The organism is Pararhodospirillum photometricum DSM 122 (assembly GCF_000284415.1).
GTDB classification, from domain to species: Bacteria; Pseudomonadota; Alphaproteobacteria; order Rhodospirillales; family Rhodospirillaceae; genus Pararhodospirillum; species Pararhodospirillum photometricum.
Genome location: NC_017059.1, coordinates 3,393,738 through 3,411,596 on the forward strand (window position 1 = coordinate 3,393,738; position 17,859 = coordinate 3,411,596).

16 protein-coding genes, 1 rRNA gene, 1 pseudogene and 1 other annotated feature are annotated in these 17,859 nt (G+C 65.6%); of the genes and pseudogenes, 8 read left to right on the forward strand and 10 right to left on the reverse strand.

Annotated elements, in window-relative coordinates; all coding sequences use genetic code 11:
* Positions 1–25: 25 nt before the first annotated feature.
* The 4 genes from RSPPHO_RS15105 to RSPPHO_RS15120 all read right to left on the reverse strand — a co-directional run bounded on the left by RSPPHO_RS15105 (position 26) and on the right by RSPPHO_RS15120 (position 5,055).
* Entirely contained in the window at positions 26–1,198 is a 1,173-nt protein-coding gene (locus RSPPHO_RS15105; protein ID WP_014416084.1) for a trans-sulfuration enzyme family protein, read from the reverse strand.
* Positions 1,195–2,553, reverse strand: coding sequence for a pyridoxal-phosphate dependent enzyme (locus tag RSPPHO_RS15110; protein ID WP_041795787.1), 1,359 nt, complete (start codon positions 2,551–2,553; stop codon positions 1,195–1,197). The genes RSPPHO_RS15105 and RSPPHO_RS15110 overlap by 4 nt, the downstream gene beginning before the upstream one ends.
* Before the next feature lie 157 nt (positions 2,554–2,710).
* Positions 2,711–3,574: a serine O-acetyltransferase gene (gene cysE / locus RSPPHO_RS15115; RefSeq protein WP_041797645.1), complete on the reverse strand. Its 864-nt coding sequence runs from the start codon at positions 3,572–3,574 to the stop codon at positions 2,711–2,713.
* Between the two features lie 68 nt (positions 3,575–3,642).
* Positions 3,643–5,055 carry a family 2A encapsulin nanocompartment cargo protein cysteine desulfurase gene (locus RSPPHO_RS15120; RefSeq protein ID WP_014416087.1) on the reverse strand — a complete coding sequence of 471 codons (1,413 nt, stop codon included), beginning with the start codon at positions 5,053–5,055 and terminating at the stop codon, positions 3,643–3,645.
* Between the two features lie 114 nt (positions 5,056–5,169).
* On the opposite strand from RSPPHO_RS15120, the gene RSPPHO_RS21325 reads away from it, so the two are divergent.
* Positions 5,170–5,520, forward strand: coding sequence for a 2-aminoethylphosphonate--pyruvate aminotransferase 1 (locus RSPPHO_RS21325; RefSeq protein WP_014416088.1), 351 nt, complete (start codon positions 5,170–5,172; stop codon positions 5,518–5,520).
* Positions 5,521–5,532: 12 nt separating this feature from the next.
* On the opposite strand, the gene RSPPHO_RS15130 is transcribed toward RSPPHO_RS21325, so the two are convergent.
* Genes RSPPHO_RS15130 through RSPPHO_RS15145 form a run of 4 tightly spaced genes read right to left on the reverse strand, consistent with a single transcriptional unit; the run spans position 5,533 to position 10,045 of the window.
* Positions 5,533–6,114, reverse strand: coding sequence for a hypothetical protein (locus tag RSPPHO_RS15130; protein WP_162138098.1), 582 nt, complete (start codon positions 6,112–6,114; stop codon positions 5,533–5,535).
* On the reverse strand, positions 6,095–7,123 hold the full coding sequence (locus tag RSPPHO_RS15135) for a hypothetical protein (RefSeq protein ID WP_041795791.1): 1,029 nt from the start codon (positions 7,121–7,123) through the stop codon (positions 6,095–6,097). Before RSPPHO_RS15135 ends, RSPPHO_RS15130 begins: the two co-directional genes overlap by 20 nt.
* Positions 7,116–8,876, reverse strand: a complete 1,761-nt coding sequence (locus RSPPHO_RS15140; protein ID WP_014416091.1) for a CHAT domain-containing protein — start codon at positions 8,874–8,876, stop codon at positions 7,116–7,118. Before RSPPHO_RS15140 ends, RSPPHO_RS15135 begins: the two co-directional genes overlap by 8 nt.
* Positions 8,855–10,045 (reverse strand): hypothetical protein, encoded by a 1,191-nt coding sequence (locus RSPPHO_RS15145; protein WP_014416092.1) that lies wholly within the window; start codon positions 10,043–10,045, stop codon positions 8,855–8,857. The genes RSPPHO_RS15140 and RSPPHO_RS15145 overlap by 22 nt, the downstream gene beginning before the upstream one ends.
* Before the next feature lie 290 nt (positions 10,046–10,335).
* On the opposite strand from RSPPHO_RS15145, the gene RSPPHO_RS15150 reads away from it, so the two are divergent.
* The 5 genes from RSPPHO_RS15150 to RSPPHO_RS15170 all read left to right on the forward strand — a co-directional run bounded on the left by RSPPHO_RS15150 (position 10,336) and on the right by RSPPHO_RS15170 (position 15,289).
* Entirely contained in the window at positions 10,336–11,490 is a 1,155-nt protein-coding gene (locus RSPPHO_RS15150; RefSeq protein WP_014416093.1) for an extracellular solute-binding protein, read from the forward strand.
* A 71-nt stretch (positions 11,491–11,561) separates the two neighbouring features.
* A complete protein-coding gene (locus RSPPHO_RS15155) occupies positions 11,562–12,656 on the forward strand; it encodes an ABC transporter ATP-binding protein (RefSeq protein ID WP_242390519.1) in 1,095 nt (364 codons plus the stop codon).
* Positions 12,649–13,686, forward strand: a complete 1,038-nt coding sequence (locus tag RSPPHO_RS15160) for an ABC transporter permease (protein WP_014416096.1) — start codon at positions 12,649–12,651, stop codon at positions 13,684–13,686. Before RSPPHO_RS15155 ends, RSPPHO_RS15160 begins: the two co-directional genes overlap by 8 nt.
* Positions 13,687–13,700: 14 nt before the next feature.
* Complete coding sequence (locus tag RSPPHO_RS15165) at positions 13,701–14,483, forward strand: ABC transporter permease (RefSeq protein WP_014416097.1); 783 nt, start codon at positions 13,701–13,703, stop codon at positions 14,481–14,483.
* Positions 14,480–15,289: an alkaline phosphatase family protein gene (locus RSPPHO_RS15170; protein WP_014416098.1), complete on the forward strand. Its 810-nt coding sequence runs from the start codon at positions 14,480–14,482 to the stop codon at positions 15,287–15,289. The genes RSPPHO_RS15165 and RSPPHO_RS15170 overlap by 4 nt, the downstream gene beginning before the upstream one ends.
* A gap of 91 nt (positions 15,290–15,380) precedes the next feature.
* Here the strand turns inward: RSPPHO_RS15170 and rrf are convergent.
* Positions 15,381–15,495, reverse strand: a 5S ribosomal RNA gene (gene rrf, locus RSPPHO_RS15175).
* A gap of 81 nt (positions 15,496–15,576) precedes the next feature.
* Positions 15,577–15,673, reverse strand: a sequence feature (23S ribosomal RNA rRNA prediction is too short).
* A 109-nt stretch (positions 15,674–15,782) separates the two neighbouring features.
* Between rrf and RSPPHO_RS22090 the strand changes: the two are divergent.
* Both RSPPHO_RS22090 and tnpC read left to right on the forward strand, forming a co-directional pair.
* Positions 15,783–15,974 (forward strand): annotated as a pseudogene (locus RSPPHO_RS22090) (IS5/IS1182 family transposase); the annotation flags it as partial.
* A 136-nt stretch (positions 15,975–16,110) separates the two neighbouring features.
* Complete coding sequence (tnpC, locus tag RSPPHO_RS15185) at positions 16,111–17,448, forward strand: IS66 family transposase (protein WP_041795793.1); 1,338 nt, start codon at positions 16,111–16,113, stop codon at positions 17,446–17,448.
* An 11-nt stretch (positions 17,449–17,459) separates the two neighbouring features.
* Here tnpC and RSPPHO_RS20240 read toward each other — a convergent pair whose 3' ends face one another.
* Positions 17,460–17,600 (reverse strand): hypothetical protein, encoded by a 141-nt coding sequence (locus RSPPHO_RS20240; protein ID WP_041795796.1) that lies wholly within the window; start codon positions 17,598–17,600, stop codon positions 17,460–17,462.
* Positions 17,601–17,859: the final 259 nt, after the last annotated feature.

The following is a 17,859-nucleotide window of genomic DNA, read 5'->3' on the forward strand; positions in this document are numbered from 1 at the left end:
GTCGGGCCGCCCCGCCCTTGGGGAGTTAGATCCGGTCCAGGGCCTGGTCCAGATCGGCGATCAGGTCGGCGGCGTCCTCGATGCCCACCGACACCCGCACAAACGCGTCATGCAAGCCCAAGTCGGCTCGGCGCTCGGGCGGCAGCGAGCCATGGCTCATGGTCGCCGGATGCCCGATCAGGCTCTCCACGCCGCCCAGGCTTTCGGCCAACGTGAACAGCCGCAAGGCCTCCAGGAAACGGACCGTGCCGGGGCGATCGGTGGCCAGTTCCACACTCAGCATGCCGCCAAAGGCCCGCATCTGCCGCCGCGCCAAGGCGTGCTGGGGATGGCTGGGCAGACCGGGGTACAGGACTCGGGCCACCTTGGGATGGTGCTCCAGGTGATGGGCCACGGCCAGCGCGTTCGTCGAATGACGGTCCATGCGCAGCGCCAGGGTCTTCAGGCCACGCAGGGCGAGAAACGACGCAAACGGATCCAGGACCGCGCCTGTGGCGTTCTGAAGAAATCCCAGCCGCTCCGCTAACTCGGCGTCCTTCACCGCCACCACCCCGGCGATCAGGTCCGAGTGACCATTGAGATACTTGGTCGCCGAGTGCACCACGATATCAATGCCCAGTTCCAGCGGGCGCTGGATCCACGGCGTGGCGAAGGTGGAATCCACTACGGTAAGCAGGCCCCGCGCGCGCGCCAAGGCGGCGACCGCCGCCAGATCGGTGACAGCCAGCCGGGGGTTGCTGGGGGTCTCGATCCAGATCAGCTTGGTCTCGGGCCGCAAGGCGGCTTCCAGGGCGGCAAGGTCAGTGGGATCCACAAAGGTGGTCTCCAGGCCCTGCGTGCGGGCTCTCACCTTGGCAAACAGTCGCCACGACCMCCCATAGAGATCCGCCCCGGCCACGATGTGCGCGCCGTGATCGAGCAGGTCGAGCACCGTTGTCTCGGCCGCCAAGCCCGAGGCGAAGGCAAAGCCGTGGGTGCCCCCTTCCAACTCGGCCACCGCCCGCTCAAAAGCGGCGCGGGTCGGGTTGCCCGACCGGGCATATTCCCATCCGGTGTGCTGCCCCGGTGAGCTCTGGGCAAAGGTGGAGCTTGCGTAAATGGGCGTCATCACCGCGCCCGTCGTCGGATCGGCGCCATGACCGGCATGGACGCTCAAGGTGGCGAAGCCCCGGGGGGATGAAATAAGGGAGGCGGTCATGCGGCTTTTCCTCTCAGGGCGTTCAAATAATCAATCCGGGTGATCAGGCCCAGGAAGCGACCGTCCTCGACGACCAGGGCCACATGGTCGCGGGCAAACAGGGCAACAAGCTGCTCATGCGAGGCGCTGGGCGGTAGGGTCTCCAGGCGGGTCACCATGGCGTCGCGGATCGGGGTGTCGAAGGCGATGCCGCGCTGCAAGGCCAGCAACAGGTCCGATTCGTCGATCAAGCCAATGCAGCGCTCGCCCTCCAGGACCGGAAGCTGGGACACATCGTTGAGCTTCATGCGTTGGTAGGCGATGCGCAGGGTTTCCTCGGGGCCGGCGTGGATCACTGCGCCGTCCTCGGGGCGGCGGGCAATCAGGTCGCGCAGGTCGCCGGTGCTCGGGCGATCCGACAGACCCTGATCATTGAGCCAAGTGTCATTATACATCTTCGACAGGTATTTGTTGCCGCTGTCGCAGACAAACGTCACTACCCGCTTCGGCTCGGTCTGGGCCCGGCAATAGCGCAAGGCCGCCGCAATCAGGGTCCCCGACGACGAGCCCACCAACAGGCCCTCGCGCCGCAAAACCGTGCGCGCCGTGGCAAAGCTCTCGGCATCCGAGATCGTGTAGGCGTGACGCACCCGCGACAGGTCGGAAACCGGCGGCACAAAGTCCTCGCCAATCCCTTCCACCAGCCACGACCCCGCAGTGCCCACGTGGCCCGAGCGGGTATACTCGGCCAGAATAGAGCCTTCCGGGTCGGCCAGCACGATGTCGGTGCCAGGCGACACCCGGGCAAAAAACCGCGACAGCCCGGTCAAGGTGCCGCCCGAGCCGACCCCGGCCACCACCGCATCCACCCGGCCTTCCAACTGCGACCAGATCTCCGGGCCTGTCCCCGTTTCGTGGGCGCGTGGGTTGGCTGGGTTGTTGAACTGGTCGATGTAGACCGCCCCGCTGTCGCGGGCTAGGCGCTCGGCCAAGTCCTGGTAGTAGGCCGGGTGGCCCTTGCCCACGTCCGAGCGCGTCAGCACCACCTCGGCCCCCATGGCGCGCACGTGAGCGATCTTCTCGCGGCTCATTTTGTCGGGGATCACCAGGGTCAACCGGTAGCCCCGGCGCGCCGCCACCAAAGCCAGGGCCAGACCGGTGTTGCCGGCGGTCGCTTCCACCAAGGCCCCGCCCGGTTTCAGGCGGCCCTCTCGTTCGGCCGCGTCGATCATCGACACCGCGATCCGGTCTTTAATCGAGCCTGAGGGGTTTTGGCTCTCCAGCTTGACGAAAAGGTCACACGGTCCCGTGTCCAGCCCGGCGAGGTGGACGATCGGCGTTTGCCCAATCTGGGAGAGGAGATCGGCGGAAGACATCCGGGAACACTCCATAAAATCCATCGAGTAATAGGATGTTGTTTTCCGCCCGCCGCGTCAAGGCAAAAAAAATCCCCCCAAAAGGGGGGGAATGGAGGGGTCTGGGGAGGCCTCGCCTCCCCAGCCTTCTTTTTATTTCAAGGGGTTGAAAACCCGCCTAGATCGTGTACACGAAGGAGTCGTAAAGAAGGTCGTTGAGAATCTGCTCCTCGACCGGGACATTGGGGGCCCGGTTCACCACCTTGGCCGGAACCCCAGCGACGGTCTCGCCAGGGCCGACCGGGCGCAGGACCACCGACCCTGCCGCCACCCGCGCCCCCGCGCCGACTTCGATATTGCCCAGAATTTTGGCGCCGGCCCCAATCAACACCCCCTTGCGAATTTTGGGATGGCGATCGCCACTTTCCTTGCCCGTCCCGCCCAGGGTGACGTTTTGCAGCAGGCACACGTCATCCTCGACCACGGCCGTCTCGCCGACCACCAGACCGGTGGCGTGATCAAGGAACACACCCCGGCCAAAGCGCGCCGCTGGGTGGATGTCGGTCTGGAACACATCCGAGGAGCGGCTTTGCAGGTAGAGGGAAAAGTCGCGCTCGTCATGGTGCCACAGCCAATGGGCCAGCCGGTGGGTCTGGATGGCGTGGAAGCCCTTGAAATACAAAAAAGGTTCGATAAAGCGCTCGCAGGCCGGATCCCGATCGACCACGGCGGACAAGTCGGTGCGCAGGTCCTCTGAAATCTGGGGGCAATCGGCGACGGCGCGGTTAAAGGCATCGATGATGATACCGAGGCCCACCACGTCATTCTTCAGCCGGGCGGCAATGCGATGAAACGCCGCCGCCTCCAGCGAGGGTTGATTGATGATGGAATCGACAAACAAAGGCGCCAGCATGGGGGCATGGGCATAGGCCTCCCGCGCTTCCTGGCGCAGTCGCAGCCACAACGCGTCGAGCTTCATGGCGGTGGGCGGGCCCGTATCCACCTGCGTGATCACGCTCAACCGGTCAAGAGCGCTGTTCAACATGGGATCCTCCGTGGGAGGGATGGCGGGGGCCGGGGAGGGAGGGGCCTCCCCGGCACTGGGAGTGGTCAAAGCGCCGGCGGGGGATGGCCCGCCCGGATCCGCCGCAGCGCGGCCGCCAGAGCCTCTAGATCGGAAGGCGTGTTGTAGAGTGCAAGGGAGGGGCGCACCGTTGCTTCCAGGCCAAAGCGGCGCAAAATCGGTTGGGCGCAATGGTGTCCCGCCCGCACCGCAATGCCCTCGCGGTTGAGAGCCCGGCCCACTTCCAGCGGTGGCATGTCGTCGAAGACAAAGGACAAGACGCCCGCCTTTTCCGCCGCCGTCCCAACCAGACGAAGGCCCGGGATTTCCTGTAACAACGCCGTCCCATACTCCAACAGAGTATGCTCGTACCGCGCGATCACGTCCATGCCGATGGCCTCGACGTAATCAAGGGCGGCACCCAGGCCGACCGCATCGGCAATGTTCCCGGTGCCTGCCTCGAACTTGGCCGGCACCGGCTGGTAAACGATGCGCTCGAAGGTGACGTCGGCAATCATGTTGCCGCCGGCTTGCCAGGGCTCCATGCTGTCTAGCACCTCCTGGGTGCCGTACAGAACCCCGATGCCGGTGGGGCCAAAGACCTTGTGTCCCGAGAACACATACCAGTCGCAATTGATCTCCCTGACATCAACCGCTTTGTGTGAAACCGCCTGGGCCCCGTCCACCAGCACCCGCGCTCCCACCCGATGCGCAAGTTCGGTCATCTCGGCCACCGGCACCACCGTGCCCAGGGCGTTTGACACCTCGGTCATCGACACCAGCTTGGTGCGCGGGCCCAGCATGGACTTGTAAACGTCGAGCCGGACTTGTCCGTGGTCGTCCACCGGCACCACCCGCAGCACGGCGCCGACCGTATCGGCCAAGCGCTTCCACGGTACGATGTTGGCGTGGTGCTCCAGCCAGGTGATGACGATTTCGTCACCGGGACCCAGGTTGGTTCGGCCCCAGCTTTGGGCCACAAGGTTGATGGCTTCGGTCGCTCCGCGCACAAAAACAAGGGTCTCGACTGACGGCGCCCCCAGGAAACGGCGGGCTTTGTCGCGCGCCGCCTCGTAGGCGTCGGTGGCCCGCGCCGCCAGGGTGTGGGCGGCGCGGTGGATGTTGGAGTTCTCGTGCTCGTAAAAATGCGCCAAGCGATCGATGACGCTTTGCGGCTTTTGCGTTGTGGCCGCGTTGTCGAGCCAGATCAGCGGGCGGCCGTTGATCCGTTCATTGAGGATGGGAAAGTCCCGGCGCAGCGTGGCCGCATCAAAGGCGCCGTGGGGCGTTTTGTGCTCGGGATCCAGGCGCGGCGACAGCGGGGCCGGGACGGAGGAGGAGGGCGACGGGCTGGTCTGGGGACCCGCCTGCTCTAAGAAGCCATACACCGGGGCCGCCGTCGCGTCTGGCAGGGTTCCGCCGGGCAAACCGGCCGGTGCCGCCGGGAGTAGGGGGGTCAAGAGGCCGGTGAGGGCTGCCTCCCCCCGGAATCTCAGGGCCGAGCGCAGGCAGGCCGGACAGGCCTCCCCCCGGGAGCGACGGCGCCGCCTTCCGGCAAGCCCTCGACGAATACGATGCCGAAGGGGGCGGCCCCGGGTCGCCTGGCCCGCTATCGCCGCCAGTATGAGACCCTGATCAAGGCCATGGGGGCATTGGGGCTGCGGCCTTTGCTGCCCGAGGCTCTGCGCTCCCCCATTATTGTGACTTTCCGGGCGCCGCAGGACCCGGCCTACAGCTTCCCGGCCTTTTATGAGGCGATGAAGCGGCGGGGTTTTTTGATTTATCCGGGCAAGATGACCGCGGCCGAGAGCTTCCGCCTGGGCTGCATTGGCGCCCTGGCCGACGGAGTGATGACCGCCTGTGCGACGGCGTGCGCAGACAGCTTGCGGGAAATCGGGGTGACAAGGGGGTGCTTGCCGGCCTGATCAGGGGCCGGCTCAGGGCGGCGGCGCCAGAAAGACCACGCCGGCAGCGCTCCAGGCCGGCTCGGCCAACGGGACGGGGCGGCTCACCACGCGCCGTCCGGTGGCCTCCCCCGGACGCCGTTCCATGATGGCCCACACGCCGCCGGTATGGCGCACGAGGAGAACCGCGCCCTCGGGGGTCAGGCGGGTCAAGGCATCGAGTTGGGTCCCCGTTTCGGAGGACACCGCCGCCAAAGGCGTTGCGCTGCCATCGGCCAGGGCCACGGACACCACCTGCGGGCCGGCTTGAAGAAGCAAGGTTCCCGCCGCTTCGTTCCAGCCATAAAGCCGTTGATAGGTCGCCGTGCCGGGCACGGGGGTCTCCTCGCCGGTGTCGAGATCCAAAATCCTGGGACGACCGTCGCGCAACACGGCGATCTGGCGCCCATCACGCCCAGGCCGAGGCGACGTATAGCCACCGCCCGACGTCACGCACTGCGCGTCATTCGTCCCGCGCTGCCGCCACACCGCCCCGCCCTGACCCTCGTCGCCCCGGGTGTAGAGCGCCATGACCGCCTGGATCTGCTGCAACAAATCACTCCCGGCCGCGCTCACCAGGGGGAAGAACCCCAGCGCCCAGGGCGGCAGAGCCTCCTCGGCGGGGGGCTCCGGGGGCTCGGCGGCCCGCACTCCCCCCCGCAAAAACAAAACCAAGGGTCAGAACAACGGCACTGAGGGCTCCCCACCCCCCAAAAGGCATGCCGCCGATGCGCAGGGGCTTTTTCTCCCCCTTCCAGCGCTCTTTCATAAGATCGTTCATGCTTTTTCCGCCTCCCGCAAAAAAAACGATCCGCCCAATGTTTTCCCGGGGCAGGATCTCGACCTCCTGGACGTCGGGAGAGGCGGGAAGAACAAGGAGGTCCTGGCCGGACAAGGGCAACAGGTAGCCCGCCACCCACCCATCGGCCGGGGCCCGCAGGTGAACGCTGCCCCGCGGCAAGGTCCCCCCGGGCGCGGGCAGCGTCGCGGCGATAATGGGAAGAAAAAAGCTCAAGGCCACGGTGGCGAGGGCGGCGCAGGCGACGACCCGCGGCCAAGACGGGATCCGCAAGCGAGCCTGGAGCAGCAGACGCCCCAAAGGCACCAGGGCCAGCCCCAGCCCGCCCACGGCCAGCCCGCTCACCACGAGCCACGCCCCATCCTCGCGGACCAACAAAGAGGCAACCGCCGGAGCAGACGCGGCCCCCCAGATCGGAGGGGTGGAACCGATCTGCCCGGCGGGAAGAAGAAGGGTCAAGAGGACCACCGCGCCCAGCGTCAACCACGCCAGAAACCGCCGCCCGCCCGTCGCACCCCCGGGGAAAATCCGGGCCCGCACAAGCCGCCCCCCCCACGCCACGGCGAGCAAGGGCCCCACGACGAGCACCGCGCTCTGCCCGATGGTGAGAAGCAGTCCCACCGCGAGCAGATACGTCTCAACGGAAACCTCCCCGTCAAACGGCAGGCCATGCAGACGGTACTGCAACAACCGGACGAGATAGGCCATGACCCCAAGACCCCCGAGCACGGCGGCCACGGTTTTCCCCACCAGTTTCACGTGGTCCAGGGCCGAGGGCTCAGTCATGAGGCCCCACCAAAATCCATGCGGCCCACGCGGCGGAGCCGTCGTTGGCATGTGCCAGACGATAGGCTTGCACGGCGTTATGCAAGGCCCACGCCGGAGACTGCCCCTCGCGCACCCCGGCCAGCAGAGCGGGAACAAGGGTGGCGGTGGCGGCGTCTTCCACCTCCCATTGGGTGAGAAGCACCCGCTCGGCCCCAGCGATGAGGAAGGCGCGCGCCAGGTTCAGGAGTTCATCACCGGCCACCTGGACCCCCTGGAGGGTTTCGCAGGCACTCAAGATCACCAACCCGGCCCGGGGGGTCAGGCCGGGCTTGAGATCGCGGCTCGTCAGCGCGGAGCCGGAGAGAACGATTTCCAACGGCTCTCCCTGACCCACGTCCCCGGGCGCGCCCGGCCGCCGGGCGCTGTGAGCGGCGATCAAAATCAAGGGGTAGTGGGGCAGTTCAGCCCGCAGCCGCGAGGCGGTGGCGTCGGCTTCACTCAGAACGGTTGCCCCGGGATACAGGGCCGCCGCCGCCTTCAGTTCCCCAGCCACGGCCGGCAAGGGCCGATGGGCGGTGCTATACCCCACGGCCAGCAGCGGCCCGTCCGGGGGAAGGGGCCGCGCCGATCGCTGCGCCCCCACCGACAAGCTGGGCAAGACAGTGAGGGACCACGCCTCGGCCCAAGCACCCGGCGTGGGCCCCAGCATGGCGAACGGCACCTGCGCCAGAATCTTATGGGGCACGATGCTCAAGCGGCTTGCGGGCGGCAGGGCGTCCAGTGCGGCGGCAACGGGGCCGGTGAGCAGGTCGTTGAGGGCGCGACGCGGCGCCTCGAAGGACTCGCCAAACACCAAGGGCTCGCGCAAGGCCTGAACAGCTTGGGCCACACTCGCGGGATCGGCGACCTGAGCCCCGCTGTACACGCGGCCCTGCGGGGTCAACAGCCAGACATAAAGCTTGGCGCGGGTTAGAAAATACACCAGGAACGCTGTGTCCCGCGCGCGGGCCAGGGCCAAGGCGTCGGCGGCCGAAACCGTGGGGGCACTGGCGGGACTGGGGGTTTCCCCGGCAAAGCCCTCCCCCTCGCTACCGGCGCCGCCCACCCCGTCCAGCAAGGCCCGGGCCCGGGCCTTTTCGGCGATCTCCAAGGCCGCCTCGGGCCGCTGGGTGTCCATCAAAAAGGCAACAAACTCCTCGTAAAGATCGGCGGGCGTGCCAAAAAAGGCGATCTTGGTTTCGTCGGTCGTCAGACGCCCCCGCAGGGTCTCAACGTTGGTGATGGCCTGACGAAACGCCGCCTCGGCCCCCGTCGCGTCGCCCCGGGCCCGGGCAAGGCGCCCGGCCATGCCGTGCAGCGGCCACGTCTCGGCGACATGCGCCGCCTCGGCGGTAGCCAGGGCCTCGGTGATGCTGGCCCAGGCCTCGGGCAGGTGCCCCTGGGCGCGCTGGACCATGGCCCGCGTTCCCAGCAGGCTGGCGGTCGGCCCGGCGCCTCCCGCCACCGAGCGCCACACGCTCAGGGTCTCTTCCAGACGGCGGGCGGCGGCGTCCCACTGCCGGCGCCGGATCTCAAGCGTCACGCCGTGCTGCAAGGCGATCGCCAAGCTGGTTCCCTGGCTCTCGCGCAAAACTGGCGTGGTCTGGCTCTCCCAGGCGGCGCGGTAAAGGACGGCGGCTCGATCGTAAAAGGCCAGGGCCTCCTCGTCGCGCCCCTCTTTTTCGGCACGAAACCCCCGATCCTTGAGGCTCAGGGGGTCATCCTCGGCCACGGCCAGCGCAGGAGGGGGGGAACCGCCAAAGGCTGAACGGAACCAATATGCAAGGACAGGCTCAACAAGCCCGCCTCGGCCATGTCCTGGTGAAACGCCGTCGCCCCGGGATGGGTTTGCAGGCGGGTATAGGCGTCGCGCGCCTCGGCAAAGAAGCCATCGGCGCTCAGGGCGTTGGCCCGCAGGAGCATCGCATCGGCCTGAAGCGTGGGCAGACCGGCCGCGGCGGCAGCTTGGGCCATCTGATCGGCGGCTTGGACCGCGTCTTTAAACGCACCGCGCTGGATCATCGCCTGGATCGCCCGGCGGGGATCTCCCCCAAGCGGCGAGGCCCAGGCCTCCCCCACGTGTTGGGCCACCTGCCATAACCGGCGGTGCCGCGCCTTGGCTTCCTCGGTGGGCGTCGGGGTCGGGGGGCCCTCCTCGGGGGTCAGATGGATCGTCCCTTGCTGCGGCGGCGCCGCCAAAGGCCCGGAGGAAGGGGACTGATCGCGCCATGTCCCGACCAAGCCCTCGGGTCGGCGCGCCACAACGGCCTCGGTCATGCTGTCGTCATGGGGATTGAGCAAGGACAGCCGCAGGGTGTCCCCGGCCTGCTGCCCCTCGATCCGATAGGAGACCATGATGCCCTCGACCCCCTCGGCGAGCGGCGCCCCCGTGTCGGGAGCAACAGGCACAAAGTGCCCCGAGAGCCAACCGGCCACCCGATCCCCGGCGAAAAACAGATCAGCCGATCCTGTCACCTGCCCGGCGGCCTCGGGGAAATCGCGCAAATCCATCACGACCCGCCAGCGGGAACGCTGCCCGGGCGGAGCCGCCGGTTCGGCATACCGGATGGCCCGCCAGGACACGGGCAGGCCGGCCTCCCCGCCCAGAGGCCACTCGACCTGGAGCTCGGCCTGATCTGGGTCGAGTCGCAAACTGGCGTCGCCCTCCTGCCCCAAGGCATCGCGCCAGTGAAAGCGGAGCGTCTCCCCGTCAAGCGTGCCCTGAAGAGTGGCCTCGTTATAGAAGGTACTGCCCCGAACCGTGGCGCCCTGCTGGTCGAGAACAAACACCCCATAGGGACCACGCCAAACGCCGGTAAGCGGACCTTCGACAGCGGCGGCCGGCCCGAAGAAGGCCAAGGCGGCAACGCCCAGGATCCAGGCTTTCGCGTGGTACGCCATCTGCGCCTCCCCACCGCGCGGACACTCCCTGGATTTTTTTTACGATGCCCAGCAGGGCAATTCAATTAAATTGCTTAATTATAACACAGCTCTATTTTTGAGCGAATACTCGCGTTTCCCCACCGCCGCCTCATCAACAAATCCAGCGATTTCACGGAAACGTCATCGTGGCGTCCCGGAGCTGCAATGAGTAATTTCTATTGTGCGCCGACATCCCGGTGCGCAAAGCGTGTGCAGCACCCTCCTGACGTTGTCTCGACCCCCGACTCTGCCCAGCCACGAGGAACGACATGACCCAGAGCCTCTTTGCCTCGCCGTCGCTCACCCGTCGTCGCCTGCTCAAAGCCGCCGCCGTGGCGGGAGCGCTGCCTCTGGCGGCGCCCGGGATCCTCAAGGGCGCCCGCGCCAGTTCGGGCAGTGTCAACGTGTTCGCCTGGGGCGACTACATCAAAGACAACATGAAAGAGGCCTTCGAGAAGGCGACCGGCATCACCATGAACCTCTCGACCTACGGCTCGAACGAGGAGTGTGAGAACAAGCTGCGCGCGGCGGGTGGCGCCGGCTTCGACCTGATTTTTCCCTCGATCGACACCGGGCCCAACTATTACCGCGACGAATTGCTTCAGCCCATCGACGAAACCAAGCTGAAGGTCGATCAGATCATTCCCTCGATTTACCGCAAGTCAGTAACCCTGGGAGCCACGAACCGGGGCAAGCGCTATCTGGTGCCGTTCAACTGGGGCACCGAGGCCCTGACCTTCGACACCACCAAGCACCCCACCTTAAAGTTCGGCACCTTGTCGTATGGCGACCTGTGGACCGAAGGCCTGATCGGACAGGTGGCCTGCCGGCAGAAGTCAGTTCTGGTCAGCATCGTTCTCTATCTTGATGCCACCGGGCAGATCTCCGCCGGCGGCGGCCTGGATCTGGTTAAAGACGAGGCCTCGGCGCGCAAGGCGTTCCAGGCGGCCTATGACTTCGCAGCCAAGCATAAGAAGAACATCGGCGCCTTCTGGAACAACGCCACCGAAGCCACCGCCGCCTTCACCGATGGCGGCTGTTCCATCGGCCAGACGTGGGATACCACCGGCGTTCTCCTCCACCGTGATGTCGATCCCAAGTGGTCCTACATCATGCCCAAGGAAGGCGGTCTGGGCTGGATTGATACCGCCGGCATTCCGCGCGGCGCCGCCAACGTGGAACAGGCCTACGCCTTGCTGAACTTCCTGATGTCGCCCGAGATCGGCGCCATGATGGCCAACAATACTGGCTACAACTCGGCCGCCGTGGGTACCGAGCCCCATCTGTCGGCGGCCAACAAGACGGCGTTCTCGATGGCCTACCCCGACGCCCGCGCGATCGATGGCCTGTGGTGGTGGCCGGCCCAGACCAAGTTCTTCGGCGAACTGCGCGCCGAGTTCGTGGAAAAGCTCACCAACGCCTGATCTTGTCCCCCAGGCCGGGACACCGCCCCTGCTCGGCGCGCCCCCCGGCCTGCCCGATCTTCGGAGCCTCCATGACCGGCGCCCCCCTTCTGCATGGCAAGGATGTGGACCTGCGCGCGGTCGCCATGCGCTTTGGCGACTTCCAGGCCGTCCAGCCGACCGACCTGCATCTCGAGGCCGGCGAGTTCTTCTCCATCCTGGGTCCGTCGGGCTGCGGCAAAACGACCTTGCTGCGCCTGATCTCGGGGTTTTTGACGCCCACCAGCGGGCGCATCCTGATCGGCGGACGCGACATGGCCGGGGTGGGCCCCAACCAGCGGCCCACCGCTCTGATTTTTCAGAACCTCGCCTTGTTCCCCCTGATGAGTGTTTGGGAGAACGTGGCCTTTGGCCTGGAAGCACGCGGCGTCCCCAAGGCCGAGCGCCGACGCCGGGCCCAGGCGCTGCTCGACATGGTGGCCCTGGGCGACCAGGGCGACAAACGGCCCGCCGACCTCTCGGGCGGCCAGCGCCAGCGCGTCGCCATTGCCCGGGCGCTGGCGGTGGAGCCCTCGGTCTTGCTGCTCGACGAACCCCTGTCGGCCCTGGACCTCAAGCTACGCCAGCACATGCGCGCCGAACTGCGGGCCATGCAGCGCCAGATCGGCATCACCTTCTTGTACATCACCCACGACCAGGGCGAGGCCCTGACCCTCTCGGACCGGCTGGCGGTGATGAACAAGGGGGTGATCGAACAAGTCGGCCGCCCCGATACCCTCTATGACCAACCGGACACCGCCTTTGTCGCCACCTTCGTGGGCGAACACAACGTGGTGGCCGGCACCGTGGTGCGGGCCGGCGGCGGCCAGGCCGAGATGGCCACCGCCTTGGGAGTCCTGCGCGGGCAAAACCCGAACGCCCTCACACCGGGCGACGCCGCCTTGCTGTTTGTCCGGCCCGAGCGCTTGCATCTGGCCCAGGCCGACAGCCCCAACCGTCTGGACGCGACCTTGGTTCGGCGCGATCTGGAGGGGGCCTTCTGGCACTTGCACCTAGACGCTCAGGGGGTGCCGCTGGTGATGCACCGGACCAACACGGGCCTGTTGCCCGACCCCGGCCCGCTCGCCCTCAGCTTCGCCCCCGAGGACGCGCGGATCTTGCGCGCGGGAGCCCTGGCCGATGACTAGCTTGATGCGCACCGTCGGCCGCCCGCTTGGCGCCGTGTTCTTGCTGCTCACGGCTTTGTGGGCCGTTGGCCTGATCGTCTTGCCGCAGGTGGTGATGATGGAGCGCTCCTTGTGGCTGGAGGAGCGTGATACCTCGGGGGAGCAAAAAATCAACGCCCTCTACACCAGCCTCGACCTCAAGCGCTTCGACCTGGAAGATGCCAAGGCCGAGGACACCAAAAAGCAAATTGCCGACGAGATTACCGCCCTGGAACGCGAGGTCGCCGCCCTGGAAGCCCAGGAAAACGCCCCCCGCAAGGTCTATACCACGGCCAACTACACCCGCATGTCCGGGCTGCACTTCACGATTTTTGTCAAAACCATCGCCTATGCCCTAGCGGTCACCTTGCTGGCGCTGGCCGTATGCTACCCTGTGGCCTACGCCGTGGCCCATCTTGCTCCCCCGGCCCGGGCCGGGCTACTGCTAGTCGGCCTCGCCATTCCCTACGCCATCAACGAGCTGCTGCGGGTGTACGCGTGGCTGATGATCCTTGACACCCAAGGCGTCCTGAACAGCCTGCTGGCGTGGCTGGGCGTTGTCGATTTTCAGGCCCGCACCTGGATTCCCTTTTTAGAGTCCTCGGGTGCGGTGTTTGTCGCCATGGTCTACACTTACACCTTGTTCATGGTTTTCCCGATCTACAACACCTTGGAGACCCTGGACCGCAACCAGATCGAGGCCGCCCGCGACCTCGGAGCCTCCACCGTGCGCATTCACCGCCGCGTGGTGATCCCGCACGCCAAACCCGGGATCGCCGTGGGCTGTCTCATGACTTTCATGTTAGCGGTCGGGTCCTATTCGGTGCCCCAGGTCATGACGCGGGGCAAAGCCGGCGACTGGTTTAGCCAATTGATTTATCGCCAGTTCTTTGAAAGCTTCAACTGGAACGTCGGCGCGGCCTATTCATTCACCCTGTTGCTGACCTGTATCGCCTTCATCTTGATCATGATGAAGCTCTTCAAGGTTGGCATCCGCGACATCGCAAAATAAGCAAGGAGGGCCGTATGTCGCGCACCAGCCGATGGATCCTCAATACCTACTTGGTCTTGTTCTTCTTGTATCTGTTTTTGCCGCTGGGCGTGGTCGCGGTGGCAGCCTTTAATGCCTATCCTTACCCCTCGGTCACCCAGTGGCGAGGCTTCACCCTGCATTGGTTTTCGGCGCTTCTTGAAGACCGGCGGCTGTTGATCGGCCTGGGCCACTCCGGGCTGATCGGGCTTGGGGTGGTGGCCGTGGCGCTTCCACTGGGCTTGGCCGGGGCGTTCGTGTTGACCCATCTCAAGTCTCGCTGGAACACCGTTGTGTACGCCGTCCTCGTCTCGCCCATTCTGGTCCCCGGGATCTTGCTCGGCATCTCCACCTTGGTGTTCTGGAGCAGCGTTGGCGTCGCCGCCGGCCTGCTCACCGCCACCTTGGCCCAGGCCACCTTCATCGCCTCCTATGCCATGCTGATGATCCTGGCCCGCCTGCAACGCCTGGATCCCAGCTTGGAAGAGGCCGCCCTTGATCTCGGCGCCTCGCCGGCCCTGGTCTTCTGGCGCCTGACGCTGCCTTTCCTGCGCCCCACCCTGATCACCGCCGCAGTCCTGGCCTTTCTTCAGTCCATCGAAAACTATAACACCACGGTGTTCGCCATCGGGGCGGACTGGACTCTGGTCACCGAAATCGGCTCGCGCTTTCGCTTTGGCCTGTCCCCCGTGATCAACGTCATCGGCGTGCTGTTTATCGGCCTAACCGTGGGGGCGGCCACCTTGTACGTCCTCAGCCGCCGCAGGACCCCGGCATGACCGGCGGGGGCGTGATTTTGGTGGTGCTTGATGGCTTGGGCGACGCCTGTGCCCGGCGCGAGATGGGCTATCTTGAAGGCTTGGTCGAGGTCGGTCGCGCCCGGCGCTGGACCCTACGCGCCGTCTTGCCCAGCTTGTCGCGCCCGGCCTACGCCAGCGTGCTGACCGGCTTGCCGCCGGCCGATCACGGCATCACCGCCAACGCGGCGGCACGAACGCTCAACGTGCCGCACGTGTTCTCCCTCGCCGCCAAGGCCGGTTTGGTCACGGGAGCGGTGGCCTATGCCTGGATTCACGAGCTGTGCGTTAGCGCGCCCTTCGATCCCCTGGCCGACGGCGAATACGATGGGCGCGCCGGCGCGGTCCACCACGGCCGCTTCTATCAGGCCGATGACTTTCCCGACCGCGAAGTGTTCTGGCAGGCCGCACGGATGATCGAGCGGGCTCGCCCCCAGATCATGCTGGTCCACCCCATGGGCTGCGATGTCCACGGCCACCGCCACGGCGGCACCTCCCTCCCCTACCGCCGCGCCGCCGCCGCCCAAGACGAGCTGCTGGGCCAGTTTGTGCCCCTCTGGCAAGCCCAGGGCTTTCGCGTGCTGGTCACTGCCGATCACGGCATGGATGACGAGGGCCACCACGGCGGCACCGCCGAGGCCGCCCGCTTGGTGCCCTGTTATGACCTAGCCCCCGACGCAGGTCCAAGCTCCCCTGACCTTCAGGAGCAAACCGCCCTGGCCCCCACCGTGTTGCGCCTCCTCGGGCTGCCGGTGCCGCCCGGCATGACCACGCCGCCTCTTGGCTAATCCGGCCTTCCCTTTGCGCAAACAAAAAACCCGCCCCGGAATCACCGGAGCGGGCTTTCTTAAGAGGGTTTTTTGACAGACGGCTTTGAAGGCCTGGCGGCGACCGACTCTCCCACGCCTTAAGACGCAGTACCATTGGCGCTGAACAGTTTCACGGCCGAGTTCGGGATGGGATCGGGTGTTTCCTGTTCGCCATGACCACCAAGCCATCGAAGCCGTCTGTGATGTCGTTATGGGAATTTACAAGCGCTAGGGCCGGCCTGGCCGCTGCGCGTTTATCAAGCCGATCGGACGATTAGTACCGGTTAGCTTCACGCATTACTGCGCTTCCACACCCGGCCTATCAACGTGGTGGTCTACCACGGTCCTGATAGGGAAACCTGGAGATACCGCCTATCGCTCGCGCAAGAACGAGGAGTTCATGGCGAAACGGGGCCTGCGCTCGAAGGTCCATTTTCGCCGGGCACCGGGCAAACCACTGTCACAGGCCCACGCTAAGGCCAACGCCGCCCGCTCCAAGGTGCGCTCGGCCGTCGAGCATGTCTTCGCGTGCCAGAAAGGGCCGATGGCCCTCTTCGTCCGCACCATCGGCATCGCCAGGGCCAAAACCAAGATCGGCATGGCCAATCTCGTCTACAACATGCGCCGCCTAGTCTGGTGGGACGGGAGAACTGCGCCCGCATGACGGCCGAAAGGCCGAAGAGGGGGCCGTAACGGCCCAAATACCACGGAATTCAGACCGAAATAGCCCCCAGTCTCAGCTCGGGCGCCCCGTTTTCCTATCCAAACCGTCCAAAAACTCGGTTCTTCGAGGTGTCCGCCTGAGTGATGCCGAGAAGGACGCCCTGATTACCGATCAGGCGGCGTTGATTGAGCGCTTGGCGGCGCGGGTGGAGGAGTTGGAGGCACTGGTCGGCAAGCCTAGGAAGACCTCGTCGAACTCCCACCTTCCTCCCTCGAAGGACAGTTCGGGGCGTAAGGGGGGTGACAAAAAGCCCCCGAAAAAGTCAGGCAAAACCCGGTCCTCCCGCCCCGGTGTCGCCCGACCGCTCACGGAAACCCCGGATAAAACGGAGCGCCGTATAGTTGAGGTGTGCCCGCATTGCGCAAAGGCCGTAGGCGAGAGGCATCAGGTCTGCCGTCACCGCTATGACCACATCGACCTCCCCTCGATCCGGCCGGTGGTGACACGCGTTGAGCTGTTTGGGGGACGGTGCCCGGCTTGTCGCCGACGGTTTCGGGCACAGGCGCCGGCCGATCATCCAGTTGGGACCCCCTTTGGGCCAGGGATCCAGGCCTTGCTGACGTATTTGCACCACAGTCACCACGTCAGCTTCGAGCGCCTCGCCCGGATGCTGAAGGAGCTGTTTGGGCTGAAAATCTCGGAAGGGGCGATCGCCAACGCCTTCCGCCGTCTCCAAACCAGCCTGACGGCGGCCTGCGCGGCCATCAAGACGAGAATCATGCAGGCGGCTGTCATCGCCTCGGACGAAACCACGGCGCGGGTCGAAGGCAAAACCCACTGGCAGTGGGTGTTCGTGACCGATACGGCCGTTCTGCACGACATCAAGCCCAGTCGGGCGCGCGCCGTCGTGACATCGGTTCTGGGCTTGCACCGGCCGGAGGTCTGGATCTCGGATCGCTACGCTGGGCAGCAGGACCTGGGCCAGGTTCACCAAGTCTGCCTCGCCCATGTTTTGCGGGATGTCCAATACGCCATCGATTGCGGGGATACGGTCTTCGCCCCCCGGATCCGGGATCTTTTACGCTGGACCATCCGCATCGGCAAACGAAAGCCAAGGCTCAAGGACACCACCTTGGCGACCTACGCCGGCAGAGCCGAGCATCGCCTAGACGTGCTGCTGAGCGTTCCGGCCGCCCATCCCGCCGGGCGGACCCTTCAGCACCAGATCAAGGCGTGGCGTGGGAAGTTCTTCGTCTTCCTGGCCGACCGCCGGGTGCCGTCGACGAACAACATCTGCGAACGCGAAATCCGGCCCTCGGTGGTGTTTCGCAAGGTGACCAATGGCTTCCGCTCCGCTTGGGGAGCACAAATCCACGCCGGATACCGATCCATCACTGGAACCGCTCGCCTCTCAGGGGCTTCCGATTACGACGCCGTCTGCGACCTCGTCAGAGAAAAATTCGCCCCCACTTGATCGCCAAACAGCTAACCCCGTGAGCAGTTACCCAGGATCGGCCGGAACACCTCGAAATCCACCGTCTTCGACAACCTCTCCAGCGGATCGCCCTCCGCCGAAAGCTCGGCCAGACGACGCTCGACATCCCAGAACCCGATCTGAACCGCCATCACCAGCTTCCCAACCGCCGATGGCCCATAGAATCACGAACCAGACCCGGATGCCAGTTTCCGGAGGTGTCCAAATGGAATGGTTAGATGAATTATAAAAAATAGAATATAAGTCTTTTTCTTGCCCACTTCCCTCACTTGGCGTAATCATCGCACCCAGCATTGCTTTGATCCAAGAAGGCGGTTTTTTACGTATCATAACAGATTTCGGCTTTATGAGCCTCGCGACGCCACGGCGACCGGAAACAAGGTGATCCCC

What these genes read in the sequence shown, in the direction of transcription:
- RSPPHO_RS15110 (WP_041795787.1), bottom strand. Translation starts at nt 2,553, where the DNA reads ATGTCTTCCGCCGATCTCCTCTCCCAGATTGGGCAAACGCCGATCGTC.
- RSPPHO_RS21325 (WP_014416088.1), top strand. Translation starts at nt 5,170, where the DNA reads ATGCCGAAGGGGGCGGCCCCGGGTCGCCTGGCCCGCTATCGCCGCCAG.
- RSPPHO_RS15135 (WP_041795791.1), bottom strand. Translation starts at nt 7,123, where the DNA reads ATGACTGAGCCCTCGGCCCTGGACCACGTGAAACTGGTGGGGAAAACC.
- RSPPHO_RS15145 (WP_014416092.1), bottom strand. Translation starts at nt 10,045, where the DNA reads ATGGCGTACCACGCGAAAGCCTGGATCCTGGGCGTTGCCGCCTTGGCC.
- RSPPHO_RS15150 (WP_014416093.1), top strand. Translation starts at nt 10,336, where the DNA reads ATGACCCAGAGCCTCTTTGCCTCGCCGTCGCTCACCCGTCGTCGCCTG.
- RSPPHO_RS15155 (WP_242390519.1), top strand. Translation starts at nt 11,562, where the DNA reads ATGACCGGCGCCCCCCTTCTGCATGGCAAGGATGTGGACCTGCGCGCG.
- RSPPHO_RS15160 (WP_014416096.1), top strand. Translation starts at nt 12,649, where the DNA reads ATGACTAGCTTGATGCGCACCGTCGGCCGCCCGCTTGGCGCCGTGTTC.
- RSPPHO_RS15165 (WP_014416097.1), top strand. Translation starts at nt 13,701, where the DNA reads ATGTCGCGCACCAGCCGATGGATCCTCAATACCTACTTGGTCTTGTTC.
- RSPPHO_RS15170 (WP_014416098.1), top strand. Translation starts at nt 14,480, where the DNA reads ATGACCGGCGGGGGCGTGATTTTGGTGGTGCTTGATGGCTTGGGCGAC.
- RSPPHO_RS20240 (WP_041795796.1), bottom strand. Translation starts at nt 17,600, where the DNA reads ATGGCGGTTCAGATCGGGTTCTGGGATGTCGAGCGTCGTCTGGCCGAG.